Source organism: Isoptericola sp. 178 (genome assembly GCF_030586525.1).
Taxonomy (GTDB): Bacteria; Actinomycetota; Actinomycetes; order Actinomycetales; family Cellulomonadaceae; genus Isoptericola; species Isoptericola sediminis.
Window position 1 is genome coordinate 459,368 of the sequence record NZ_JAUQYN010000001.1, and the last position, 24,423, is coordinate 483,790.

General features: G+C 74.6%; 23 protein-coding genes and 1 pseudogene. 9 read left to right on the plus strand and 15 right to left on the minus strand.

The window, feature by feature from the left end:
* Positions 1–19: 19 nt before the first annotated feature.
* The gene (locus Q6349_RS02130) at positions 20–961 is read right to left on the minus strand and encodes a LysR family transcriptional regulator (protein WP_304602656.1); all 942 of its coding nucleotides are present in this window, start codon (positions 959–961) and stop codon (positions 20–22) included.
* Positions 962–1,093: 132 nt separating this feature from the next.
* Between Q6349_RS02130 and Q6349_RS02135 the strand changes: the two genes are divergently transcribed.
* A complete protein-coding gene (locus tag Q6349_RS02135; RefSeq protein ID WP_304602657.1) occupies positions 1,094–1,855 on the plus strand; it encodes a S9 family peptidase in 762 nt (253 codons plus the stop codon).
* 48 nt (positions 1,856–1,903) lie between these two features.
* Positions 1,904–3,328: a TrkH family potassium uptake protein gene (locus Q6349_RS02140; RefSeq protein WP_304602658.1), complete on the plus strand. Its 1,425-nt coding sequence runs from the start codon at positions 1,904–1,906 to the stop codon at positions 3,326–3,328.
* Between the two features lie 17 nt (positions 3,329–3,345).
* On the opposite strand, the gene Q6349_RS02145 is transcribed toward Q6349_RS02140, so the two are convergent.
* The 3 genes from Q6349_RS02145 to Q6349_RS02155 form a co-directional block, all read right to left on the minus strand.
* Entirely contained in the window at positions 3,346–4,917 is a 1,572-nt protein-coding gene (locus Q6349_RS02145) for a methyltransferase (protein ID WP_304602659.1), read from the minus strand.
* Entirely contained in the window at positions 4,914–5,459 is a 546-nt protein-coding gene (locus Q6349_RS02150) for a hypothetical protein (RefSeq protein WP_304602660.1), read from the minus strand. Before Q6349_RS02150 ends, Q6349_RS02145 begins: the two co-directional genes overlap by 4 nt.
* A 146-nt stretch (positions 5,460–5,605) precedes the next feature.
* Complete coding sequence (locus Q6349_RS02155) at positions 5,606–6,463, minus strand: hypothetical protein (protein WP_304602661.1); 858 nt, start codon at positions 6,461–6,463, stop codon at positions 5,606–5,608.
* A 125-nt stretch (positions 6,464–6,588) separates the two neighbouring features.
* Here Q6349_RS02155 and Q6349_RS02160 point away from each other — a divergent pair, with 125 nt between their 5' ends.
* Positions 6,589–7,110, plus strand: coding sequence for a DinB family protein (locus Q6349_RS02160; RefSeq protein ID WP_171246501.1), 522 nt, complete (start codon positions 6,589–6,591; stop codon positions 7,108–7,110).
* An 82-nt stretch (positions 7,111–7,192) separates the two neighbouring features.
* Here Q6349_RS02160 and Q6349_RS02165 read toward each other — a convergent pair whose 3' ends face one another.
* The 3 genes from Q6349_RS02165 to Q6349_RS02175 form a co-directional block, all read right to left on the minus strand.
* Entirely contained in the window at positions 7,193–7,981 is a 789-nt protein-coding gene (locus Q6349_RS02165) for a nucleotidyl transferase AbiEii/AbiGii toxin family protein (protein ID WP_304602662.1), read from the minus strand.
* Complete coding sequence (locus tag Q6349_RS02170) at positions 7,974–8,639, minus strand: hypothetical protein (RefSeq protein WP_304602663.1); 666 nt, start codon at positions 8,637–8,639, stop codon at positions 7,974–7,976. The genes Q6349_RS02165 and Q6349_RS02170 overlap by 8 nt, the downstream gene beginning before the upstream one ends.
* Positions 8,640–8,911: 272 nt before the next feature.
* Positions 8,912–11,209, minus strand: a complete 2,298-nt coding sequence (locus Q6349_RS02175) for a sodium-translocating pyrophosphatase (RefSeq protein WP_304602664.1) — start codon at positions 11,207–11,209, stop codon at positions 8,912–8,914.
* A 204-nt stretch (positions 11,210–11,413) separates the two neighbouring features.
* Between Q6349_RS02175 and Q6349_RS02180 the strand changes: the two genes are divergently transcribed.
* Genes Q6349_RS02180 through Q6349_RS02195 form a run of 4 tightly spaced genes read left to right on the plus strand, consistent with a single transcriptional unit; the run spans position 11,414 to position 15,689 of the window.
* Positions 11,414–13,138, plus strand: a complete 1,725-nt coding sequence (locus tag Q6349_RS02180) for a carbon starvation protein A (protein WP_304602665.1) — start codon at positions 11,414–11,416, stop codon at positions 13,136–13,138.
* A 1-nt stretch (position 13,139) separates the two neighbouring features.
* Positions 13,140–13,397: a cory-CC-star protein gene (locus Q6349_RS02185; protein ID WP_171246506.1), complete on the plus strand. Its 258-nt coding sequence runs from the start codon at positions 13,140–13,142 to the stop codon at positions 13,395–13,397.
* Positions 13,388–14,347, plus strand: a complete 960-nt coding sequence (locus Q6349_RS02190; protein WP_304602666.1) for an ArsA family ATPase — start codon at positions 13,388–13,390, stop codon at positions 14,345–14,347. The genes Q6349_RS02185 and Q6349_RS02190 overlap by 10 nt, the downstream gene beginning before the upstream one ends.
* Before the next feature lie 34 nt (positions 14,348–14,381).
* Entirely contained in the window at positions 14,382–15,689 is a 1,308-nt protein-coding gene (locus Q6349_RS02195; protein WP_304602667.1) for a M18 family aminopeptidase, read from the plus strand.
* A 19-nt stretch (positions 15,690–15,708) separates the two neighbouring features.
* Here Q6349_RS02195 and Q6349_RS02200 read toward each other — a convergent pair whose 3' ends face one another.
* A complete protein-coding gene (locus tag Q6349_RS02200; protein WP_304602668.1) occupies positions 15,709–16,509 on the minus strand; it encodes a transglycosylase family protein in 801 nt (266 codons plus the stop codon).
* Positions 16,510–16,655: 146 nt separating this feature from the next.
* On the opposite strand from Q6349_RS02200, the gene Q6349_RS02205 reads away from it, so the two are divergent.
* Together Q6349_RS02205 and Q6349_RS02210 are read left to right on the plus strand one after the other, a co-directional pair.
* Positions 16,656–19,214: a DEAD/DEAH box helicase gene (locus tag Q6349_RS02205; protein WP_304602669.1), complete on the plus strand. Its 2,559-nt coding sequence runs from the start codon at positions 16,656–16,658 to the stop codon at positions 19,212–19,214.
* 19 nt (positions 19,215–19,233) lie between these two features.
* Positions 19,234–20,103: a CoA ester lyase gene (locus tag Q6349_RS02210; protein ID WP_369810797.1), complete on the plus strand. Its 870-nt coding sequence runs from the start codon at positions 19,234–19,236 to the stop codon at positions 20,101–20,103.
* Between the two features lie 60 nt (positions 20,104–20,163).
* Here Q6349_RS02210 and Q6349_RS02215 read toward each other — a convergent pair.
* The 7 genes and pseudogenes from Q6349_RS02215 to Q6349_RS02245 form a co-directional block, all read right to left on the minus strand.
* Positions 20,164–20,502, minus strand: a pseudogene (locus Q6349_RS02215) (Rv3654c family TadE-like protein); the annotation flags it as partial.
* Positions 20,499–20,816, minus strand: coding sequence for a TadE family type IV pilus minor pilin (locus Q6349_RS02220; RefSeq protein ID WP_304602670.1), 318 nt, complete (start codon positions 20,814–20,816; stop codon positions 20,499–20,501). The gene Q6349_RS02220 and the pseudogene Q6349_RS02215, both read right to left, overlap by 4 nt.
* Positions 20,817–20,845: 29 nt before the next feature.
* Entirely contained in the window at positions 20,846–21,076 is a 231-nt protein-coding gene (locus Q6349_RS02225) for a DUF4244 domain-containing protein (protein WP_304602671.1), read from the minus strand.
* Between the two features lie 104 nt (positions 21,077–21,180).
* The gene (locus tag Q6349_RS02230; RefSeq protein ID WP_304602672.1) at positions 21,181–21,792 is read right to left on the minus strand and encodes a type II secretion system F family protein; all 612 of its coding nucleotides are present in this window, start codon (positions 21,790–21,792) and stop codon (positions 21,181–21,183) included.
* The gene (locus Q6349_RS02235) at positions 21,789–22,436 is read right to left on the minus strand and encodes a hypothetical protein (protein ID WP_304602673.1); all 648 of its coding nucleotides are present in this window, start codon (positions 22,434–22,436) and stop codon (positions 21,789–21,791) included. The genes Q6349_RS02230 and Q6349_RS02235 overlap by 4 nt, the downstream gene beginning before the upstream one ends.
* Positions 22,433–23,599 (minus strand): TadA family conjugal transfer-associated ATPase, encoded by a 1,167-nt coding sequence (locus Q6349_RS02240; protein ID WP_304602674.1) that lies wholly within the window; start codon positions 23,597–23,599, stop codon positions 22,433–22,435. The genes Q6349_RS02235 and Q6349_RS02240 overlap by 4 nt, the downstream gene beginning before the upstream one ends.
* A complete protein-coding gene (locus Q6349_RS02245) occupies positions 23,596–24,378 on the minus strand; it encodes a pilus assembly protein FlpE (protein WP_304602675.1) in 783 nt (260 codons plus the stop codon). The genes Q6349_RS02240 and Q6349_RS02245 overlap by 4 nt, the downstream gene beginning before the upstream one ends.
* Between the last annotated feature and the right edge of the window lie 45 nt (positions 24,379–24,423).

Genomic DNA, 24,423 nt, shown 5'->3' on the forward strand with positions numbered 1-24,423 from the left:
TGCCCAGGGTCGATGCAGCTTAGCGCTGCGCGAGATGCCGCTCGTAGGCCGGGGTGCGCCGGACGGCCTGGCGGTGGGCCTCGTGCGCGGCCGCACGCACGGCCTCGACGTCGAACCGCTTCTCGGCGTCGCGACGCCAGCCGACGTACTGGGTCCAGGCGAGAGGCTCGCCCTCGAGGGCCACGGGCGTCACCCCCGGCTGGTCGAGCAGCAGCGGCTGCACCAGCGCGACGGCGTGGTTGTCCCGCACCTGCTCGATGGCCGAGGCGCGCTCGGTCTCGCTGACCTCACGCGGGGTGAAGCCGGACCGGACGCACGCCGCCACGAAGCACCGCTCGAAGCACCCCTCCCCCGGTGCCGAGAGCCAGTACTCCTCCGCCAGCTCGCCGAGCGGGACGACCTCGTCGTCGGCCAGCCGGTGCGCGTCGGAGAGCAGCACGAACACCGGGTCGGTGAACAGCCGGGTCCACACCACGTCGCCGTCGGTGGGCAGCACCTCGTTCTCGCAGGCGCCGACGAGCGCCAGGTCGAGGTCACCGGCCGCGAGCCGCCGGGTCGCCTCCTGCGCCGACCACGCCGTGAACGACGTCAGCGCGATGCCGGTCAGGTCGGCGCGCAACCGGTTGAGGAAGATCCCGCCCAGCACCGTGGCGACGGTCCCCACCCGGAGCGCGGTCACGACGTCGGTCCGGCCGCTGACGTGGCGGCGCACGTCCTCGCCGAACGCGTCCATGGCCGGCAGGAGCACGCGGGCGTGCCGGAGGACGAGATCGCCCAGCGGGGTGGGCCGGGTACCGCGGCGGTCCCGGACGAACACGGAGCCGCCGAGGGCGTCGTCGATCCGGTTGAGCTGCGCGGTCAGGGCAGGTTGCGCCATCCCCAGCGCGGCGGCCGCGCGGGTCACGCTGCCGTGCTCCGCGACGACGGTCACGAGCCGGAGGTGGCGGAGGTCGATCTCCATACCGGGATGGTATCCCGGGCATCCTGTCGGGGGGATGGATCTGCGGAGTGTGCCTGGTCACCAGGCGGACGCAGCCGCGGGCGACATAGGCTCCTGGGGCAATGGTGCCGCACGACGGCAGGAGGAGTCATCATGGCGGAGCGCGTGACGTTCGCGAGCAGCACCGGACCGATGCTGGCCGGCATCATCGACGAGCCGGAGGGGGAGGTGCGCGGCTGGGGCGTGTTCGTCCACGGCTTCACGCTCGGCAAGGACTCCCCGGCGGCAGCGCGCATCTCCAAGCAGCTCGCGGCCGAGGGCATCGGCATGCTGCGGTTCGACAACCTCGGTCTCGGCGACTCCGAGGGTGACTGGGGCGACGGCTCCTTCACGATCAAGGTCGCCGACGTCGTGCGCGCCGCCGAGTTCATGGCCGACCGGGGCACCCCGGTCGAGCTGCTCGTGGGCCACTCCTGGGGTGGCGCCGCCGCGATCGCCGCCGCGCCCGAGATCCCCGGCGTCCGGGCGGTGGCCTCCGTGTGCGCACCCTTCGACCCCAGCCACGCCGAGAACCACTACGACGACCTGGTCGACCAGGTGCTGGAGGAGGGCAACGCCGTCTGGCAGGTCGGCGGCAAGCGGCTCAACCTCAAGCGCGGCATGGTCGAGGACGTCCGGGACGCCGACCTGGAGCACCGCATCTCCGAGCTCGACACCCCGCTGATGATCATGCACTCGCCCACCGACCAGGTCGTGGGCATCGAGAACGCGAGCAAGATCTTCGCCGCGGCCCGCCACCCGCGCAGCTTCGTCTCCCTCGAGGGGTCCGACCACCTGCTCACGCGACCCGGTCAGGCGCAGCGCGCCGCCCGGATCATCAGCGCCTGGGCCAACCAGTACCTCCGCGAGGACTGACCACCGGACCGGTGCGGGGCGGGCCGGACGGTGCCACAGTTGTCCTTCGTGCAGTCACGCATCCTGCGGCTCCTGGCCGACCGCCGCCGTTCCCCCGAGGTCTCCCCGGCGAGCCTGCGCCGACGGCCCGCGCGAGTGGTCGCCGCCGGCTTCCTCGGCGCCATCGCCGCCGGCACCCTCCTGCTGAGCCTGCCCGTCGCCGCGACGGGGCGGACCGCCTCGGTCGTCGAGGCGTTCTTCACCGCGACCTCGGCCGCCTGCGTGACGGGGCTCGTCGTCGTCGACACCGAGACCTTCTGGTCGCCGTTCGGGCAGGCCGTCATCCTCGTCCTCATCCAGATCGGCGGCTTCGGCGTGATGACGGTGGCCAGCCTGCTCGGGCTGCTGCTGTCCCGGCGCATGGGGCTGCGCACCCGGCTCGTGGCCGCGGAGTCGACCCACACCATCGGGCTCGGCGAGGTCCGCCGTGTGATGATCGGCGCGCTGCAGTTCACCGTGATCGCCGAGGTGCTCGTGGCGACGGTCATCACGCTCCGGCTGCGCATCGGCTACGGCGAGTCCGTCGCCCACGCCACCTGGTCCGGCCTGTTCCACTCCGTGTCGGCCTTCAACAACGCCGGGTTCTCGCTGTACGGCGACTCGCTGATGCGGTTCGTCGCGGACCCCTGGGTCTGCCTGCCGATCAGCGCGGCGGTGATCATCGGCGGCATCGGGTTCCCGGTCCTCGTCGAGCTCACCCGGCGCACCACCTCCGGCGACCGCCCCGTGCTGCTGCTGCGCCGCCCCGGGCGCTGGAGCGTGCACACCCGCCTGACGCTCCTCATGACCGCCGTGCTGCTGGCCGTCGCCACCCTGTTCTTCCTGGCCGTCGAGTGGGCCAACCCGCGCACGTTCGGCCCGCTGGACGTCCCCGGCAAGATGCTGGCCGCCTTCACCCAGGCCGTCATGCCGCGCACGGCGGGGTTCAACAGCATCGACACCGAAGGCCTGAACCACGGGTCGTGGTTCTTCACCGACATCCTGATGTTCATCGGGGGCGGCAGCGGCGGCACCGCCGGCGGGGTGAAGGTCGGCACGCTGGCGGTGCTGGCCGTCGTCCTGTGGGCCGAGCTGCGCGGCGACCCCGACGTGACCGCCTTCGACCGGCGGCTCGCCCCCTTCACCCAGCGCCAGGCCGGGACCGTCGCGCTCGTCGCGATGGCCGCCGTCGTCGTCACGACCCTCGCCATCACCGTCACGGTGCCGCCGGAGGTGGTCCCGCTGGACCGCGTGCTGTTCGAGGTCGTCTCGGCGCTGAGCACCACCGGTCTGTCCACCGGCATCACCGGCGACCTGGAGCCGTGGCACCAGTGCCTGCTGGCCCTGCTGATGTTCCTGGGACGCCTCGGCCCCATCACGCTGGGCACCGGGCTCGCGCTGCGCGAGCGCCGACGGCTCTACCGGCGGCCCGAGTCCGCCGTCGTCATCGGCTGACCGGCCGTCGCGGCGGATCAGCCGGCGGGGGCCGGGGCCAGGAACCCGTCGCGCACGAGGTCGCGCACGACGGGCAGCAGCTCGGCGGCGAGGTCGTCCGCCGGCACCTCGAGCAGGGCGCCGAGCGCGCCCAGGATCTGGCCGACGGTCAGCTCGCCGTCGCAGACACCGACGAAGGCCGCCAGGCCGGTGGACGCCTGGACACCGCGGCCCAGCCCGTCGCCCTGGCGCACGATCACCACGTTCGGGTCGCTCGCGCCCGGGGTGAGGTACCGCTCCTCGGTGACGTCGCCGGCCACGACGAGCCGCTCGGTGGCCAGCTCGGCGTCCGAGCGCACCGCCAGCCAGTCGTGCGCGGCCAACGACGCCGCGACGTGCCCGCCCAGCGGCTGCCGCAGCGCACCGTGGTGCTCCTCCAGGCGCCGCAACGTCGGGCGGTCGTCGGCGGCGGGCCGCCGGAGCGTGACGAGGCCGAAGCCGACGCCCTCGACGTCCCGGGAGGCGAAGTCGTCCAGCCAGGCACCGTAGGCCGCGGCCCAGGCCTCGGGCTCCCGGTCCGGCGTCGTGCCGCCGTCGCGGATCCAGGTCTCGGCGTACTCGGCGGGGTCGAGCAGCTCCCGCTCGATCACCCAGCCGTCCAGACCGGACGCGTCGAGCCAGGCCCCGACCCGGTCGGTCCAGGGCTCGCCGAGACGGCGCTCCCAGTTGACGAGCATCTGGGCCACACCGCCCGGGGACAGCACCTCGCCGACGCCGGTGATCAGGTCGCGCACGAGGTCGTCGCCGGCCCGACCGCCGTCGCGGTACTCGAAGGCGCCCAACGTCTCGGAGACGACGGCACCCGCCGCGCCCGCGTGCGGGGTGATGACGAACGGCGGGTTGGACACCACCAGGTCGAAGCGGTCGTCCCGCACCGGGTCCAGCATCGAGCCGGCCCGCAGGTCGAGGTCGGCCCCGGGGGCGTTCAGCGCCGCGTTGAACCGCGTGAAACCCAGAGCGCGCTGCGAGACGTCGGTGGCCACCACCGCCTCGGCGTGCCGGGCCGCGTGCAGCGCCTGGATGCCGCACCCCGTCCCGAGGTCGAGCACGCGCGAGACCGGGGTACGGACCGTCACCTGGGCGAGCGTCGTCGACGCCCCGCCCGCACCGAGCACGTGGTCGGCGGCCAGCCGACGTCCGGTCGCGAGCTCGCCGAGGTCGCTGGCCAGCCACCACTGCACGGGACCGCCCGCGTCCGTGGCGGCATAGGGACGCAGATCGCAGAGGGCCCGGACCGCGTCCGCGGCACCCGACCCCGCGGCCTCGACCAGACCCAGGGCCTGGGCGCCGGAGGTGCCGACGCCGGGCAGGGCCGCGTCGATCGCACCCCGCGTGACCTCCCGGCCGAGCAGGAACAGCCGGGCCAGCGCCGCCCGCGGGTCTGCCGCGTGCCGGGCGAGGACACGGTCCGCGGGGACGGTCTGCTCGCGGTGCAGCGCCGCGGCGGCCAGCGGGCCGAGCAGGTCCTCGACCCCGTCGACGGTGTAGTCCACCCGCTCCAGCGCCGACCGCAGCGCGGCCGGGTCGCCGGACGCCGACGGAACCGTCACCCGCGGCACCCGCCGTCGAGGTACTGGGTCACCTGGTCGTGGGCGACGGCCGCTCGGGCGGTGTCGGCCTCCGAGAAGGTCAGCGTCATCACGGAGGCGACCTCGTCGGCGTCGTCGGTGTCGACGTCGGCGAGCGCGTCGACGGCGCTGTCCAGGTAGCTGGTCATCCCCGCCCAGCCCTCGACGTCGGGCGCCTCGACCGACGAGATCGCCCGGTAGGCCTCCCGGAAGCCGGACACCAGCGCCCGGGGGTGCTGCTCGTCGATGCCGGTGATGGCGCGGTTGGTCTCCGCCCAGACGAGCTGCAGCTCCAGGCACTCCTCGTCCACCGACGGGGAGGGCGCGGGGGACTCGTCGTCGCCGTCGTCGTCGCCGTTGCTCATCACGAGGTCGGAACCGATCGAGATGGCGGGCATGGGCTCGGCCGACGCCGACCCGTCCGACTCCTCGCCGCCGCTGCAGGCACCGGCGGCCAGCACGGTCGCGAGCGTCGCCGCGGCGGTGGCGGCGGCTCGGCGGGAACGTCGACGGGTGGTCAGCATCGACCCATGGTGACCCACGCCCGGGGCCGTGCGGAAATCGGGCGCGCCGCGCGTGGGCGCCGCGCCCGCGACCTTCCGGGCGTTCCCGGCAAGCCGGGCCGGACCCGGCGGACGACGATCAGACGGTGGCTTTGCCGTCCGGGACCTCACCCGTCCGTCGCCCCGCAGTCGGAGGCGAGATGCTTCGTGACCCGCTCCGACGCCGCCGCCATGGCGGCCGTGTCCAGCTCGGCCATCGCGCCCGCGACGGCCGCCTCGACGTCGGAGGCCTCCGCCTCCTCCGCCGCGTCCGCCACGACGGTCACGTAGGTCGCGACGGTGGACCAGTCGGCGGCCACCTCGGCGGGAGGCGTCAGGCCCGTGAGAGCGTTGCGTGCCGCGACGAAGCCGGTGCGCAGCGACTTCGGCGACTCGAGGTCCATCTGCACCTGGGCGGCGGCGGCACGCGACCACGCGACCTGGGCCGCCGCGCAGGTCTCGGGCGCGGTGGTCAGCAAGGTGGCGTTCGCCTCGGATCCTCCGCCCGGCCCGCTGACGGCGTCGAACCCGGCACCCGCGCCCACGCCGGCGATCAGCGCGGCGGCGGTGACGACGAGCAGGGAGCTGCGTCGGGCGAACCGGCCGCCGGGACGGCTCCTGGCCAGCACGACCCCGCGTCGGCTCATCCCGGCGGCACGATGGGCCACCTTGTCCGCGGCGTCCCGACCGGCGTCGGCGGCCCGCTGCCGGCGGCCCCCGGACCCCTGAGCGGCCGCGTCGTCGCGCTTGCCGCGACCCCCGGCCCCGCCACGCTTCCCGCGCCGCGTGCCCTTCTCCCCTCCCGGGGAGGACGACTGCGGCCCCGCTGCGGAGCGGCCACCCAGCACGTCGTCGAGGGCCGGCACGTCGGTGCCGACGGTCGCAGAGGCCCAGGGCGGGGCCACCGGGACCTCCGGGCCGCCGTGCTGCCCCGCGTCGTCCCCGTCCGGATCGGGGACGTCGTGGTGCACGTCGGTCGGCCTCATGTCGGCGAACAGTACCGGGTGACCCCCGGGCACCGAGATCGAGTTGCCCGATCCTTGCCTTGGTGACCTTGACCTGGGACCCGGTTGACCGCCAGATTGTGCGAGTGACATCGACGACGACGGGCATGTGGGTAGCACCCGAGAAGGATCCGCGCGCCACCGGTATCGATCCGGTCGGCGAGAAGGAGACGCTCTGGGAGTACCTCTGCCGCTACCGGATGACCCTCGTGATGAAGTGCGAGGGTCTCGACGCCGACCAGCTGGCGCGGCGCAGCGTCTACCCCTCGTCGCTCTCCCTGCTCGGGCTCGTACGCCACCTGGCCAACGGGGAGCACCACTGGTTCTCCCGCGTGCTCGGCGGCTCGACGGCGGACGCCCCGTTCGAGCGGCCCGGCGTCGAGGACGTCGAGTTCGACGAGGCGGTCGGCACGCCGGAAGCCGTGGCGGAGGCCTGGGAGGCGTGGCACGCCGCGGTCGACGCGGCCGACGAGCTGATGATCGAGGAGGACCTCGACCGGGAGGTGCCGTTCGACGACGGCACCGTGGAGGTGCGCGACGTCGTGATCCACATGGTCGAGGAGTACGCGCGGCACATGGGTCACGCCGACCTGCTGCGCGAGTGCATCGACGGGCGCGTCGGGCTCTGACCTGCGAACACCGTCGTCACAGGCATGCAGCGCATGCCTGTCGTCCTCCCTCCGGGGAGATGCGGCTGCTGCGAGCGTCGTGTCAGGTCGCCGGCGGGTCGGCGGCGAGGATGCGGAGCGCGGCCTGACCGTCGTTCCGGCGTGTCTCGGGAAGGAGACGCCACTCACGGGCGCCGTCGGGGAGGGCTCGTGCCAGTGTCCGGATCCTTGAGCGGTCGGACCCCGCGAACCGTTCGCGCTCGACGAAGGGGTCCTCGATGCAGGCGAGGAGGAGCGCCGCGTCCTGGAGATGTCGTCCCGTGTCCCGGGAGTCGGTGCGGTAGGCGGCGGCCTTGAGGATCGTGGCGCCGATCGCCGACGGGACGCTGATCGTCGTCGACCCCTCGGTGCCGATGGTGAGGCGGGCGTCGACCGTCCGCCTCAGTGCCTGCGTCCCGCCCTCGATCGCCACCATGTCTCGGCCCCGCAACGGCTCCACGACACGAGGTGGAGCATGGTCGGCGATCAGGACGTCGACGACGTCGTCGCCTGCCGTGACGACGTCGACCGTGTCCTCGCTCCGCCGGAATCGGTGAGCCGTCGTGTTGCGCTCGTCGATGGATGTCACCAACCCGTAGCCGATCGACTCGAGGGCACGCGCTGTCTCCGCGACGACGCCAGGGGTGGTCTCGACATGCACGATGATGTCGACGTCGTTCGTCGGGCGCACGATGCCGATCCCCTGATGCACACCGTGGAGCTGGGCCATCAGACCGCCGACGAGCGTCCACCGGTCACCCGGCAGGACCGCGGCGAGCTCGGCGACGTTGCACCACGGTGGACCCCACCCACCGGGCGGGCTGGGGATGTCGAGCAGCGGACGATCAGGCACGGTACTCCCCCAACGCTCGCTCCAACGCGTCGCGCCCGGCACTGCGCTCCCGCACGTCGAGGGACTCCGCCAGGTCGACGGCGGCCAGCAGAGGACCCCGGTCGGCGAGCCGGCGGACCACGTCGAGCCTCATGGCCGTGGCCCGCAGCGTGACAAGTCCGTCGTCGTCCCGGGCAAGTCCGTACCGACCGACGAGGCCACCGAGAGCCGACTCCGCGACATAGCCGTCGACGGCATCGGAGGACGCCAGCCCGAGGCGCGACTCGGCCTCTCGCTTGTGCACCACCTCGTGCCGGAGGTGACGCAGGGCGCTGGAGTGCGCGGCGTACCGGAAGACCTGAGCTCTCCCCCGCGATCTCTCGATCAGCTCGTCCACGGAGATCTCGCGAAGACGCTTCGCCAACCGTGACCGCTGGCTCACGCCCAGCCAGTCCGGCTGGTCGCCCTCCAGCAGCGAGATCGCCGCCCATGCCGTGGAGCTCGACCACGCGCGCGTGTGCGAGTCGATGCGCACGGCCAGGTGCCTCTCGACGGAGGTCGCATCGACGAGGCCGCGCGCGACCTTCCGCAGCTCGCCGCGGGTCGCCAGGTTCTGGACCTGCCGCACCGAGACGCCGAGCCTCTCAGCGGCCTCCGAGACCGCCATGAACCCGCCCATGACAGAAAGTTTCGCCTTCGCGAATATTTCTGTCAACGCTCGGGCGTCGGCGGCACCGGCGATTCCCGTCGGCCGGCCACGGGGTTCTGCTCGATGGTGGTCGCCGCCTTCGCGGGCGTCGACGCACCAAACGATGCGGTCGGGACGCCGGCACGTGTCACCGTCGGGCAGATGACCTCTGGGCTCCTCCGCCTCTGCGAGGTACCCGAGACGCCGACGCTGCCGGCCGCAGGACCGAAGCCTTGCGACCGGCAGCGTCGGCGCACGAATCGTCAGCGGGACGAGACCGGTGCCGGCTTCTCCTCGACGTCCGAGGTCTCCCCGTCGACGCGGGCTGCCCGCAGCCGCGACAGCACGACCGCACCCATGGCGATGGCGGCCGCCACGCAGGCGATGGCGATGCGCAGCGTGTGGTTCGCGTCCTCACCGGCCGACAGCATGACCACCGCCGGGGCGATGAGCAGCGACACGAGGTTCATCACCTTGATCAGCGGGTTGATCGCCGGTCCGGCGGTGTCCTTGAACGGGTCCCCGACGGTGTCACCGATGACGGTCGCGGCGTGCGCCTCGGACCCCTTGCCGCCGTAGGCACCGTCCTCGACGATCTTCTTCGCGTTGTCCCAGGCACCACCCGAGTTCGCCAGGAAGATCGCCATGAGCACGCCGGCGCCGATGGTGCCCGCCAGGAACCCGGCCAGCGGACCGACGCCGAGCCCGAACCCGACCGCGATCGGGGCGAACGCGGCCAGCAGGCCGGGGGTGGCCAGCTCACGCAGGGAGTCCTTCGTGCAGATGTCCACGACGCGGCCGTACTCGGGGCGCTCCTCGTAGGTCATGATGCCCGGGTGCTCGCGGAACTGGCGGCGCACCTCGTACACGATCGCACCGGCCGCCCGCGTCACCGCGTCGATGGCCAGCCCGGAGAACAGGAACACGGTGGCCGCGCCGAGGATGACGCCCACGAGGGTCACCGGGGAGATGATCTCGTAGCTGAGCATCGAGGCCACGAGTCCGTCGGTGGCCACGACCACGCCGCCGAGCGCCGTCTCCACCGCGTCGGCGTACGAGCCGAACAGGGCCGTCGCGGCGAGCACGGCGGTCGCGATGGCGATGCCCTTGGTGATGGCCTTGGTGGTGTTGCCGACGGCGTCCAGGTCGGTCAGCGTCTGCGCACCTTGCTCGTCGACGTCGCCGGACATCTCGGCGATGCCCTGGGCGTTGTCGCTAACGGGCCCGAACGTGTCCATCGCGACGATGACCCCGACCGTGGTGAGCAGACCGCAGCCCGCGAGCGCCACGAGGAACAGCGACAACCAGATCGACCCGCCGGCCAGCAGGAACACGCCGCAGATCGCGGCGGCGATGATGCCGGCGGTGTACACCGCGGACTCGAAGCCGACGCCGATGCCGGACAGGATCACCGTGGCCGCCCCGGTGCGGGAGGTCGCGGCCACGTGCTCGGTCGGCTTGGAGTCCGTGCCGGTGAAGTACCCGGTGATCCACAGGATGATGCCGGCCAGGACGATGCCCACGAGCACGGCCAGCGAGGCGACCACGCGCGGGTCGGAGGTGACGCCGGCGAGGTCGGCTGTGCCGCCCATGCCCTCGAAGCTGTCCGGCAGGTAGACGAAGGCTGCGACGGCGGCCAGCGCCGCCCCGACCACCGCGGAGATGTAAAAGCCCCGGTTGATGGCAGTAAGCCCGGACTCGTCACCGCGGACGCGGGTGATGAGGACGCCCAGCAGGGCGACGAAGGCACCGATCGCTGTGACCACCAGCGGGAAGACGAGCCCCTGCTCCCCCATCACGGCCTTGCCGAGGATGAGCGCGGCCACCAGGGTCACGGCGTAGGACTCGAAGAGGTCGGCGGCCATGCCGGCGCAGTCGCCGACGTTGTCCCCCACGTTGTCGGCGATCGTCGCGGCGTTGCGCGGGTCGTCCTCCGGGATCCCCTGCTCGACCTTGCCGACCAGGTCCGCGCCGACGTCGGCCGCCTTCGTGAAGATGCCGCCGCCGACACGCATGAACATCGCCAGCAGCGCGGCGCCGAAGCCGAAGCCCTCGAGCACCGCGGGCGCGTCGCCCCGGTAGACGAGGACCACCCCCGCCGCACCGAGCAGGCCGAGCCCGACGACGGACATCCCGACGACGCCACCGGTGCGGAACGCGATCCGGGCGCCGAGCGCACGGCCCCCGGGCAGGGCGGCGGCCGCGGCGACGCGCACGTTGGCGCGCACCGCCAGCCACATGCCCAGGTAGCCGATCGCGGCGGAGAAGCCCGCGCCGACGAGGAACGCGACCGAACGGCCGATGCGCACCCCACCGTCGCCGGGCAGCAGGAACAGCAGCGCGAACACGATGACGGCGAAGATGGCCAGCGTGCGGAACTGCCGGTTCAGGTAGGCCGAGGCACCCTCCTGGACACCACGCGCGATGTCCTGCATGGCGGCGGTCCCCTCGTCGGCCGCGAGGACCTGGCGGCGCAGCGTTCCTGCGCAGACCAGCGCTGCCAGGGCGATCACCGCGATGACTGCGACGATCGTCAGACTGTCGGACCCGAGTGTGAGCATCCGTCCTCCTCGACGTTCTGCCACGCCCCGCCCGGTCGCCGGTGACCGCACGGGAAGCCTGTGAGAGCCCGTCGTCGCCGTTGACGACGGGATGCGCGCGAGTCTACTCATCTGTGATGCCTGTCACGAAATGGTGGGTGACCGGGGCACCGTCCGGCCATAGGATCCGGCCACGACGTCAATGACGACTGATCGGAGCCACACGTGAACTCCCTTGTGCTGATGGTGGTGGGCCTCGCCATGGTCCTCGCCGGGTACTTCCTCTACTCGAAGTTCCTGGCCCGCCACATCTACCGCCTCGACGAGAACTTCCGGACGCCGTCCCACGAGATGCGGGACGGCGTCGACTACGTCCCGACGAACAAGTTCGTCCTGTGGGGCCACCACTTCACCTCCGTGGCCGGCGCGGCACCCATCGTCGGACCCGCGGTCGCGGTGATCTGGGGCTGGCTGCCCGCGTTCCTGTGGGTGACCCTCGGGACCGTGTTCTTCGCCGGGATGCACGACCTCGGCGCCCTGTGGGCCTCGGTCCGCAACAAGGGCCGCTCGATGGGGATGCTGTCCGGCCGCTACATCGGCTCGCGGGGGCGGGCGCTGTTCCTCGTGGTCATCTTCCTGCTGCTGCTCATGGTGATCGCCGCCTTCGCGACGGTCATCAAGAACCTGCTCATCTCCACGCCGACCTCGGTGATCCCGGTCTGGGGCGCCATCGCCGTGGCCGCGATCATCGGCCAGATGATCTACCGCTGGAAGATCAACCTGCCGGTCACCACCCTGATCGGCGTGACCGCCCTGTACGGGCTCATCCTGCTGGGCGACCGCTTCCCCGTCGTGCTGCCCGACTCCGTGCTGGGCATGTCCCCGGCGACGTTCTGGATCGTGGCGCTGTTCCTGTACGCCGGGATCGCCTCGCTGCTGCCCGTGTGGGTGCTGCTGCAGCCGCGCGACTACATCAACGGCGTCCAGCTGTTCATCGGCCTCGGCATCCTGTACCTGTCGGTGCTGCTCGCCAGCCCCGCCGTCGTCGCCCCCGCCGTCAACCAGAACGTGCCCGAGGGCACGCCGAGCATGGTGCCCCTGCTGTTCGTGACGATCGCCTGCGGCGCCATCTCCGGGTTCCACGGCATGGTCGCCTCCGGCACCTCCGCCAAGCAGCTGGACAAGGAGACCGACGCCCGGTTCGTCGGCTACTTCGGCGCCGTCGGCGAGGGCCTGCTGGCGCTCGGTGCGATCATCGCCGCCACCGCCGGGTTCCGGACGCTGGCCGACTGGGAGGCCGTCTACTCGGCGTTCAACGAGGGCGGCGTCTCCGCGTTCATCGACGGCGGCGCGTCGATCGTCAACACCGGCCTGGGCCTCCCCGTGTCGCTGTCGGCGACCATCCTGGCCACGATGGCGGTGCTGTTCGCCGCGACGACCATGGACACCGGCGTGCGGCTGCAGCGCTTCGTGGTCCAGGAGGCCGGCGAGGTCATGGGTGTGACGGTCCGCAAGGGCCTGGCCACGATCGTCGTGCTCGTCGTCGCGGTCGGTCTGACCTTCAGCGCGGGCGGCGACGGCGCGGGCGGCCTGCTCATCTGGCCGCTGTTCGGCACGACCAACCAGCTGCTGGCCTCCCTGACGCTGTCGATCGTGGCCGTGATGCTGCTGCGCCGGAAGCGCAACCCCGTGGTCGTGCTGGTCCCGCTCGTGTTCGTCCTGGCGATGAGCGTGTACGCGCTGATCGTGCAGCTCGGCACGTTCTACGCCGACCAGAACTGGTTCCTGCTCGGGCTCGACGTGGTGATCCTCGTGGCCTCGGCCTGGGTCGCCGTCGAGGCCACGGGTGCGATGATCGCCGCCCGCCGCGGCGAGTTCGACCCGGAGACCGACGAACCGGTGGCCGCCGGGCAGTCCGCCGGGACCACCGCCACCACGCGGGAGTCCTGACGTGGCCGGCACCCTGAGCGCCCTGTCCGCCGGGCTGCGGGAGTTCTACGAGGCGCCCTACCGGCGCACCCTCTCCCGTGCCCGGCGCGACGAGGACGACCTGTTCACGATCGTCGTCCTCGCCGAGGCGCTCGGGGTGCCGAACCCCGCCACGTACTACACCGTCGAGCTGCTGCCGCTGCTGGCCGACCGCGTGCACGAGTGGCACACGCGGCTCGGCATGGACCGTTCCCCGCTGGAGGGAGTCTCGTGCTGCTAGACCTCGCCGCCCGGCGGCAGGTGCTCTTCCTCGGCGGCAAGGGCGGCGTCGGCAAGACCTCCGTCGCCTCCGCCGTCGCCCTGCACCAGGCGCGCCAGGGCCGACGCGTCCTCGTCGTCTCCACCGACCCGGCGCACAACCTCGGCCACCTCTGGATCCGCGAGGTGGGCGACGAGGTCGTGCGGCTCGCCGAAGGGTCCGATGGGCACCTCGACGGCGTGGAGGTCGACCCCGAGCGGACGACGGCGGCGCACCTGTCGGCCGTGCGCACCACCCTCCGGCGGCTGGTGCCCGAGCACCTCGGAGGCGAGGTGGACCGCCACCTCGACCTCGCCCGCGACGCCCCCGGGATGCACGAGGCGGCGGTGCTCGAACGCGTCGCCGACCTCGTGGAACAGGGGACGCAGGAGTACGACCTCGTCGTCTTCGACACCGCGCCGTCGGGGCACACCACCCGGCTGCTGTCGCTGCCGGAGACGATGGGCGCGTGGACCGACGGGCTGCTGCGACGCCGCGAGCGCTCCGAGCGCTTCGGCGCAGCGGCCCAGATGCTGGGCGGGCGCGCCGAGCAGGCCGCCCGGCGGGACGCCGAGATCCGGGCGGTGCTCACCCGTCGCCAGGAACGGTTCGCGCTGCTCCGCGAGGTGCTCACCGACCCCGCCCGGTGCGCGTTCGTCGTCGTGCTCGCGGCCGAGCGGCTGCCCGTGCTGGAGTCGGTCGAGCTGGTCGGCACCCTGGAGGGCATCGGCGTGCCCGTCGGCGGACTGGTGGTGAACAAGCGCTCCCCGGCCGACGCCGGGGACCTGCTGGCCGCCCGCCGGGTCGGCGAGGAGGCGCACCTGGCCACGCTGGGTGAGCACCTGGGACACCTGCCGCGCGACGAGGTGCCGCTGCTGGGCGACGACCTGGTCGGCGCGAGCGCGCTGACCACCCTCGCCGGCCACCTCTGATCCGGCCATCCGCCACCGTGGCAGGATGCGGACCATGCAGGACACCACTCGCACCGTCCCCGACGCCGCCCGCGTACACGCCGAGGACCTCGGCCGGTTCGTCAGCGCGTCCCCGTCCTCGTACCACGCGGCCGCCGAGACGGCCCGCCGCGCGCAGGAGGCCGGGTTCACTCGCCTGACCGAGACCGACGTCTGGGAGGTCACGCCCGGCGGCCGCTACGTCGTCGTCCGGGACGGGTCCGCGATCGCGTTCGTCGTCCCGCCGACGGCGGGCCCAAGGACGCCGTTCAGCATCCTCGGCACGCACACCGACTCCCCCGGGTTCAAGCTCAAGCCGAAGCCGACCACGGGTCGCGGCGGCTGGGTGCAGGCCGGTGTCGAGGTGTACGGCGGCCCGCTGCTGAACTCGTGGCTGGACCGCGAGCTCGAGCTGGCAGGACGCGTCGTGACCCGCGACGGCGCCGAGCACCTGGTGCGCACCGGGCCGTTCGCGCGCATCCCGCAGCTCGCGATCCACCTGGACCGCAGCGTCAACGACGGCCTCACCCTGGACAAGCAGCGCCACACCCAGCCCGTGCTGGGGCTGGGCGAGGTCAGCGAGCACGACGTCCTCGGCGAGCTCGCCGCCCGCGTCGCGGGCGGCGCCGTGGACCCGGCCGACGTCCTCGGGTACGACGTGGTCGTCGCCGACACCCAGGAGCCGCGGGCGTTCGGGGCCCGCGGCGACCTGTGGGCTTCCGGTCGCCTGGACAACCTGCTCTCGACGCACTCCGCCCTGACCGCCCTGCTCGCGGCGGAGCCGGACGCCCTCACCGGGGTGGCCGTCGTCGCCGCCTTCGACCACGAGGAGATCGGCTCGGAGTCCCGCTCCGGCGCGGCCGGCCCCTTCCTCGCCGACGTGCTGGACCGCGTGTCCCGGTCGCTCGGTGCGAGCGGCGAGGACCGCCACCGTGCGCTCGCGGCGTCGCTGTGCATCTCCTCCGACGTCGGTCACGCCGTGCACCCCAACTACCCCGAGCGGCACGACCCGGCGAACCAGCCGGTCGCCGGCGGCGGCCCGATCCTGAAGATCAACGCCAACCAGCGCTACACGACCGACGCCCACGGGGCCGCGACCTGGCAGGCCGCGTGCGACGCGGCCGAGGTGCCGACCCAGGAGTTCGTGTCCAACAACACGATCCCGTGCGGCTCGACCATCGGCCCCATCACGGCGACGCGCCTCGGGATCCGGGTCGTCGACGTCGGCGTGCCGATCCTGTCGATGCACTCGGCCCGCGAGCTGACCGCCGTCGTCGACCCCTGGTACCTGATGCGGGCGATGGGCGCGGTGCTGGTGCGCTGACCCGGCCCGGGCGGGTGGCTCAGCGCAGCCCGAGCTTGCTCGTGCAGTGCGGCCACTGCCCCCAGCCGGCGCGCCGCTGGAGGATCTGCGCGCGCTTCGTCTGCTCCTGCGCGCCGTGGTAGTGCGGCAGTCCCGAGCCGCCGACGGCGCGCCAGGTGCTGGACGAGAACTGGTACATCCCGTAGTACCCGTTGCCGGTGTTCAGGCGCACCCGGCCCCCGGACTCGCACTGCGCGAGCTCGCCCCACACGTCGCGCTTCGTGAAGCGTCCCTCGCGCACCCAGCCGGTGCGCCCGCCGGGCAGCTTCACCTTGATCCGGTCCACGTCGCGCTGCGTCGTGCGGGCGCGCTTGACGACGCGCGTCCCGAGGTCGGCATAGGTGATCGTGCGCGACGTCGTGCGGATGTCCTTCGTGACGCGCAAGCGCTTGGTCGTGTAGGTCCGGCCGGTGATGTCGCGCAGCGGGACGGACGTGACCCGCTTCTTGCCGACCCAGCCGACCCGGCCGTCGGGGAGGCGGACCTTGAGCCGCTTCGGGTACCGGTCGAGCACGACGAGCCGGGTGCCGTCGTCGGGGCGCGCGATCGTCCGGCTGCTCGGGCTGCGCTTCACCGTCGTGCGGGCACGGTCGGCCTTGACCCAGCGGTACGTCGTCGTGGTGGCGGTCGGCACGGGGCCGACGGCGGCGGGCGCCGCGGTGGCGGTGGACGGCGCCGCGGCGGCCGAGGCGGCCGTCGCCGGGAGGCCGGCGACGGGGACGAGGGCGACTGCGGTCGCCGCGGCCACGGTCGCGCCGAGCCGCCGAAGGGGTGTGGTCATGGCGACCAGGAAACGATGATCACGATCTGATAACAGCCCCGCGCCGTGTTCCTTCACACAACCCTCGCCGCCACCACGCACCCGTGCTCGGGCGAACCGGACGCCTCCGCACAGACCGACCAGGCCGCGGGTGCCACACTGTCGGCGTGCCGTCCCGCGACCCTGCCGCCGTCCCCGGGGACAACCATCCCCTCGTGGACGTGCTGACCGCGCACGGCGCCCGGGCCGACCGCCTGACGCACCTGCGCACCCTCCCGGCGCGCACCGGGGAGCACGCCGACTGGCCCGCGTGGGCCGACCCCGACCTCGTCGCCGGGTGCCGCGCGCTCGGGGTCGAACGGCCCTGGACCCATCAGGTCACCGCGGCCGAGGCCACCTGGCGCGGCGAGCACGTGGCGCTGGCCACCTCGACCGGCTCGGGCAAGTCCCTGGCGTTCTGGCTGCCCGCCCTGACCGCCGTCCGCGACGCCCGGCGGGCCGCGACGCCCGACGCCGGACGGATCGAGGCACGGCACCGGGGCGCCACCGCGCTGTACCTGTCGCCCACCAAGGCCCTCGCCGCGGACCAGCTCTCCGGTCTGACGGGGCTGCTCGACGCCGCCGGCATCCGCGACGTGCGCACCGCCACCTGCGACGGCGACACCTCGACCGAGGAGCGGCGCTGGGTCGTCGACCACGCCGACGTCGTCCTGACCAATCCCGACTTCCTGCACTTCGCGCTGCTGCCCCAGCACCGCCGGTGGACGCGGCTGCTGCGGGGACTGCGGTACGTCGTCGTCGACGAGGGGCACACCTACCGCGGCGTCTTCGGCGCGCACGTCGCGCTCGTGCTGCGACGCCTGGCCCGGCTGGTCGAGCACCTCGGGGGCGCGGCCCCGACCGTCGTCGTCGCCAGCGCCACGACCGCGGACCCGGCGGTCAGCGCCGCCCGGTTGATCGGCGTCGACCCGGACCAGGTCACGGCCGTCACCCGCGACTCCTCGCCGTCGGGGCGGCGCACCGTGGCGCTGTGGCGCCCGCCCGAGATCACCGGACCCGCCGTGGAGCGGGTCGGCGCCGACGGCCTCGACCCGGCGGCGGACCCGTGGGCACTGCCCGACCCCCTGGACCGGGAGGCGCACGAGGCCGACGCCGTCCTGACCCCGTCCGGCGAGGCCGAGCACCCGCGCCGGTCCGCCACCGCCGAGGTGGCGGACCTCCTGGCCGACCTCGCCGCGCACGGGGCCCGGACGCTGGCGTTCACGCGGTCACGGCGCGGCGCCGAGTCCGTGGCGCAGCAGACCCGCGACCACCTGCGCCCGGTCTCCACCGAGCTGGCCGGCCGGATCGCCGCCTACCGTGGCGGCTACCTGCCCGAGGAGCGCCGCGAGCTGGAGCAGGCCCTGCGCTCGGGAGCGCTGCTCGGCCTGGCGACCACCAACGCCCTCGAGCTCGGGGTGGACATCTCGGGTCTCGACGCCGTGCTCGTCGCCGGCTGGCCCGGGACCCGGATGTCGCTGTGGCAGCAGGCCGGACGCGCCGGACGGGCCGGCGCCGACGGGCTGGTGGCCTTCGTCGCGCGCGAGGACCCGCTGGACACCTACCTCGTCACGCACCCCGAGGCCGTGTTCGACGCGCCCCTGGAAGCCTGCGTGTTCGACCCCGCCAACCCGTACGTGCTCGCTCCCCAGCTCTGCGCGGCGGCGCAGGAGCTGCCGCTGCGCAGCGAGGGCCTGGCCCGGTTCGGCGACCCGGCCCGGGTCCGCGAGATCCTCGACGTGCTCGTGGCCCGCGGGGCGCTGCGGCGCCGCCCCTCCGGCTGGTACTGGACGCACGCCCAGCCCGCCGCCGACCTGGCCGACCTGCGCGGCAGCGGCGGACGTCCGGTGCGGGTGGTCGAGGCCTCGACGGGTCGGCTCCTCGGGACGGTCGACGCCGCGTCCGCCGACGGTCAGGTGCACGACGGCGCCGTCTACGTGCACCAGGGCGTGACGTTCGTCGTCGACCACCTGGACCTCGCCGAGCACGTGGCGCTCGTCGCGCGCCGGGACGTCGACCACGCCACCTGGTCGCGCGAGCTGATGGAGATCAGCCTGGCCGAGCCCGGCGACGCCGAGCACCCCGCGCCCGAGGGCGCGCCACCCGCCCGCGGTCGCGCGTGGGGACCCGTGACCTGGGGTCTCGGCCCCGTGGAGGTCACCAGCCAGGTCGTCAGCTTCCAGCGCCGGCGCATCCCGGACATGCAGGTCCTGGACACCGAGGCCCTGGACCTGCCGGCCCGCACGCTGGGCACGACGGCCGTGTGGTGGTCGGTGCCGGACTTCGTGCTGCGTGCGGCGGGGGTGGACGAGGAGACGGCACCCGGCGCGCTGCACGCCGCCGAGCACGCCGCGATCGGCCTGCTGCCGCTGCTGGCGACGTGCGACCGCTGGGACCTGGGTGGCGTCTCCACCGCCCGGCACCCCGACACCGGCGAGGCGACCGTGTTCGTCTACGACGCCTACCCGGGCGGTGCGGGGTTCGCCGAACGCGGGTACGAGCTCGGGGCGCAGTGGCTGCGGGCCGTCCGGGAGGCCGTGGCCGCCTGCCCCTGCGCCGACGGCTGCCCGGCCTGCGTGCAGTCCCCGAAGTGCGGCAACGAGAACTCCCCGCTCGACAAGAGGGGGGCCGTGCGACTGCTCGACGCCGTGCTGTCCCACGCCCCGGCGGGCGCCCCGACGTCGTGAGACCCCCTACGATCGAGGCGTGACCCCCGAGGACGAACTCACCGCACGCCGTGACCGGCGCGAGAACACCCGTGTCGACCCGGCGAACGCCCGCTCGTGGCTGCTGCTGTCCGCGCTGCGCGCCGACGACTTCGACGCCGCGCAGCTGTCCCGGGCGGACCAGCTCGTGCTGGACTGCGAGGACGCCGTCGACGAGTCGCGCAAGGACGAGGCCCGCCGTCTGGTGCTGGACTGGTTCCGCACCGGCGGACGCGCCTGGGTGCGGGTCAACGAGCGCGGCGCGGCCGCCTGGGCCGACGACATGACCGCGTTCCGCGACGCCGAGGGGCTGTGCGGCGTGATCCTCGCCAAGTGCGAGAGCCCCGACCAGGTGGTCGACACCGTCCAGCGGCTGGGCGGCCACGTCCCGGTCGTCCCCCTGGTGGAGTCCGCCCTGGGGATCGAGGACGCCGTCCGCATCGCGCGCGCGCCGGGCGCGTTCCGGCTCGCCTTCGGCTCCGGGGACTACCGCCGCGACACCGGTGCCGCCAACGAGCCGCTGGCGATGGCCTACCCCCGGTCGCGTCTCGTCAACGCCTCCCGCATCGGCGAGCTGCCCGGACCGATCGACGGCCCGACCGTCGGGTCCAGCCACCCGCTCCTGCGCGAGCAGTCCGGCGACGCCGTGGCGATGGGGATGACCGGACGCATCTGCCTCGACCTGGAGCAGCCGGCGGTCATCAACGAGGTCCTGTCCCCGGCACCGGCGGACGTCGCCTGGGCCCAGGACTTCCTGGCGGAGTTCGAGGCCTCCGGTTCGGTGATCCGCGACGGGTCGGACAAGCCGCGCCTGGCCCGCGCCCGCCTGATCTCCGAGCGCGCGCGACTCTTCCGGGTCGAACCCTCCTGACCCTCGCCGGCCGGCACCCCGCCGGCGCGCTCGCCGCGGCGCCCCGGCGGGTCCGGCCCGGGCGCTCGCCGTGGCGGCGCCGAGACCGAACCGGGAGCCGGGACCGCTGACGGGCCGCCGGACGACCACTTCCACGACGCCGCCGTCGTGCTGCTCGCAGCGGGCGAGCCGGGCACCGTGGTGCACCACCGTCCGGCGGGCCACCGGGCAGGCGTCGTACCCCCACCGGCGCGCCTCGGCACCGGCGAGCGCGCCGAGGTCGGCGGCCGTCCGCGCTCCCGCCCGAGCCTGCTGCGTCTCCACCAGGGCCAGCAGCCCGGTCAGGCACAGCAGCACGACGGCGACCAGACCCAGGACCAGCACCGTGCCGGCGCCGCGCTCGCGGTCGACAGCCGTCACGGCTCGACCCAGGCGACGGCCCCGCCGGTCGCCTCCAGCGGGATCCCGGCCAGGACGCCCCCGGCCACCGGACGCGTGACCACGACCCGCACCCAGTCGCCCTCGGGAATCACCGTCACCTCGGCCCCGGCGCCGCCGACTCGCGCCACGGCAGCACGGACGGCGGCCTCGTCCTCCCCGACGGCGACCATCCGCGCGCCCGCCCGCGCCGCGTCCGCCGCACGCAGCTGTGCGGCGGACGCGGCCACGAGGGTGAGCACCGCGACCAGCAGCAGCGCCACGACGGGAAGACCGACGGCCAGCTCGGCCGTCACCGCGCCACGCTCGGACCGGTCGCGGGGGCTCATACCGTCAACGCCGAGCTGATGATCGACTCGAGCATCCCGCGCACCGTGTCGCTCTGCAGCACGAGGATGAGGAGCCCGGCGAACCCGGCCGCCGCGATGGTCGCGATGGCGTACTCGGCGGTGGCCAGCCCCGCCTCCGGGTCGAGGTCGGGCGTCACGGACGCAGCGGGCTCCGGCACCTCGGGCACCGCGGCCCCCGGGCTCTCGGGCGTCGTCTCGACGGTCATGTGTTCTCCTCTCGGTCGCGGGCGGCCGGCCGCGGAGGTCGGCCGCCCGTCGGGACCCGGGCCGGACGGCCGGGGTCGGACCCGCCGGTGGCGGGGGTCGGCGCTCAGCCGGACACGAGGTCCACACCGAGCGAGAGCAGGACGGGCACGAGCCCGAGCAGGACGAAGGCCGGCAGGAAGCACAGGCCCAGCGGGAGCACGAGCCGTACCGCCAGCCGACCCGCCGCCGAGCGGGCCGCGGCACGTCGGCGCTGGTTCAGCTCGGCCGCGGCGGCCCGCAACGACTCGCCCGGTGCGACGCCGTCGGTCCATGCGCTGCGCAGCGCGTCCCGCAGCGGGGCGAGCCGGGCCGTGCCGGTACCGGGCCGCACACCGCCGGAGGCCTCCCAGGCCACGCGCCAGTCGCCGCCGAGCCGCAGGGAGGCCGCCACGGCGCGCAGGGTCCGGCCGTCCCGACCACCGACCGCGGACCCCACGGCCTCCAGCGCCCGGGGGACGCCGACGCCGCTGCGCACGGCCGTGGCGACGAGCTCGAGCAGCACGGCCACGTCGACCGGACCGCCGGGGTCGTCCCCGACGGGGCGGCCCGCGCGGTCGGGGTCGTGACTCCCCAGGCGGTCGGCACCGCGCCGGCGTGCGGCCCGCGGACCGACAGGCGTCCACCACCAGGGGGCGAGGCCGACGAGCACGCACGCGCCCACGACGACGGCTGTCACGACGGACCTCCGGCCCGCCGGGCGGCACCGACGAGCCGGGTCGTCCACCACCGGCCGGCGGCCAGCGCGATCCCGCCCGCGACGACCGCTGCGGTGCCGAACCCGCCGTCCGTGGCCGACCCCACCGGGTCGGCACCGAGCACCCCGCCGAGCAGCACGCCCAGCGCGGGCAGCCAGACCAGCACGCGCGCGGTGGTCTGCGGGCCGGCCAGCGCCGCGTCCCGTTCCGCGGCGGCCTCGGCCTCGGCGACGAGCGCGTCCGCGACCGACTCCAGGACCTGTCCCAGCGGCGCGCCCACGTCCCTCGACAGGCGTGCCCCGGCGATCACCGCCGCCGCCTGCCGGGCGTCGGTCACGACCTCGGCCAGGCGCCCGGTGACGGGCAGGCCGTCGACATCGGTGGACACGTCCAGCCCGCGCGCCCAGGCGGTGGCCGGGGCGGCCCCGGACCGCAGCAGGGCGACCACCCGGGCCAGGGCGACCCGGACGTCGTCGGGAGCCCGGCCCCGCCCGCGGCGTCGAGGCGTTCGTCGGGGGGCGTCCGCCCCGCCCGCGCCCGGCAGGAGCCCGGCGGGCCGACGTCCGCCGGGAGCGGTCACGCACCAGACCGCACCGGCCACGCACAGGCCGGCCAGCACGCTCACGCCACCCACCTCCGCCGCAGCGCGTCCCACCCGTGGCCGGGGACCGGCTCGGCGACGTCGCCCGGACCCTGCCAGGTGGCGACCGGGACGACCTGCAGGTCGCCGTGGCCGTCGCGGTGCACGGTGGCGATCTGGGCCAGGTGGCGCACCCCGCGCCGGCGCTGCAGGTGCAGCACGACGTCGAGGGCGGCCGTGGCCTGCGCGGCGACGGCGGCGCGGGACATGCCGGCCAGCGCCGCGAGCGCCTCGAGGCGCGCCGGGACGTGCTCAGCGGCGTTGGCGTGCACGGTGGCCATCCCGCCGTCGTGCCCGGTGTTGAGGGCGAGCAGGAGCTCGCGCACCTCGGCCCCGCGGCACTCGCCCAGGACGATGCGGTCGGGACGCATGCGCAGCGCACCCCGCACGAGGTCGGCCAGCGTGATCTCGCCGACCCCCTCGACGTTGGGCCGCCGCGCGGCGAGCGCCACGACGTGGGGGTGGACCGGGGCCAGCTCACGGGCCTCCTCGACGGTGAGCAGGCGTTCGTCGTGGGGGACCAGGCCGAGCAGGGCGGCGAGCAGGGTCGTCTTCCCGGTGCCCGTGCCCCCGGTCACCAGCAGGTTCGCCCGTCCCCGCACGAGCCCGTGCAGCACCGGCACCCACGCGTCCGGCAGGGCGCCGCGCTCCGCGAGCGCCCGCAGGTCGTGGGTCGCCTGTCGCAGCACCCGCAGGGCGATCACCGCGCCCTCGGGGGCGACGGGCGCGACGGCGGCGTGCAGCCGGGTGCCGTCGGGCAGGCGGGCGTCGACGACAGGGCTGGCGTCGTCGAGACGCTGGCCGGCGACGGCGGCCATGCGGACCGCGAGCTCGCGCACGGCACCCGGGGACGCGAGCGCCAGGTCGGCACGCTCCAGGCCGTGGCCCCGGTCCAGCCAGACCTCCTCGGGCCCGTTGACCAGGACGTCCGTGACGCCGGGCGTCTCGAGGAGCGGTTGCAGCGGACCGGCGCCGACCAGCTCGGCCCGGGCCGCGCGGGTGAGGTCGGCGAGCGCGTCGGACCCGAGGACCCGGCCGGTGGACCGCAACGCCGCGGCGACCTCAGCGGCATCGGGCGGCGTGGTGCGGCCAGGACCGCCGAGCCGGGTCCGGACGTCGTGGAGAAGCCGGTCGTCGAGCGTCGTCACGCCGCCTCCCGTCGGGCCGCGGTGCCGGTCAGCGCGTCCACGAGCCGGGTCGCCGCACGTCCGAGCGGCGCCCGGCGTCCCGTGCTCGGGCCGTGGCCGCGTTCCAGGCGGCCTGCGAGCCGCGGGTCCCAGCCGACGGTGGCGACCACCGGGTGGCCGAGCACCTCGCCGAGCCCGCGCTCGTCGACCCGGCCGTGCGCGGGCCGGCAGGCGACCGGGAGGACGTGCGGGGCACCGACGTCGTCCAGCTGTCGCAGCGCGGCCAGCGCTCCGGCGACGCCGCCGGTGCGCAGCGGGGTGACCAGGACGACGGCGTCCGCCGCGCCGACCAGCGTGGCCGCGGCCGCGGTGCAGATCCAGGGGCGGGGCAGGTCGAGCACGACCCGGTGCCCGGTGCGCAGGACGGCCGTCGTCGTGTCCAGCACGACGGCCTCGTCGGGTGCGGTGGCGTCGCGGTGCCCTCCGGACAGGACGGGGACCGCACCCCACCGGGGCAGGGCGGCGACGAGGGCGTCACCGTCGACCGTGCCCCGGGCGCCGGCGAGGTCGCTCCAGCGGGCACCCGCGACGCCGTCGATCCCGAGGTGCACGTCCAGACCGGCGCCCGGGACGTCCAGGTCGACCAGCGCGGTCGCCCCCACCCGCCGCCTCAGGGCGCGGGCGAGCGCGGCGGCGAGCAGCGAGGTCCCGGCCCCGCCGCAGGCTCCGAGGACCCCGACGAGACGTGCGGCGGACGGCACGGGGGGCACGCCGTCCGCAGGGGTGGTGGTGAGGTCCATGGCGGCCACCGTGCCGGGCCGGACCACACCGTCGCGGGCCACGAC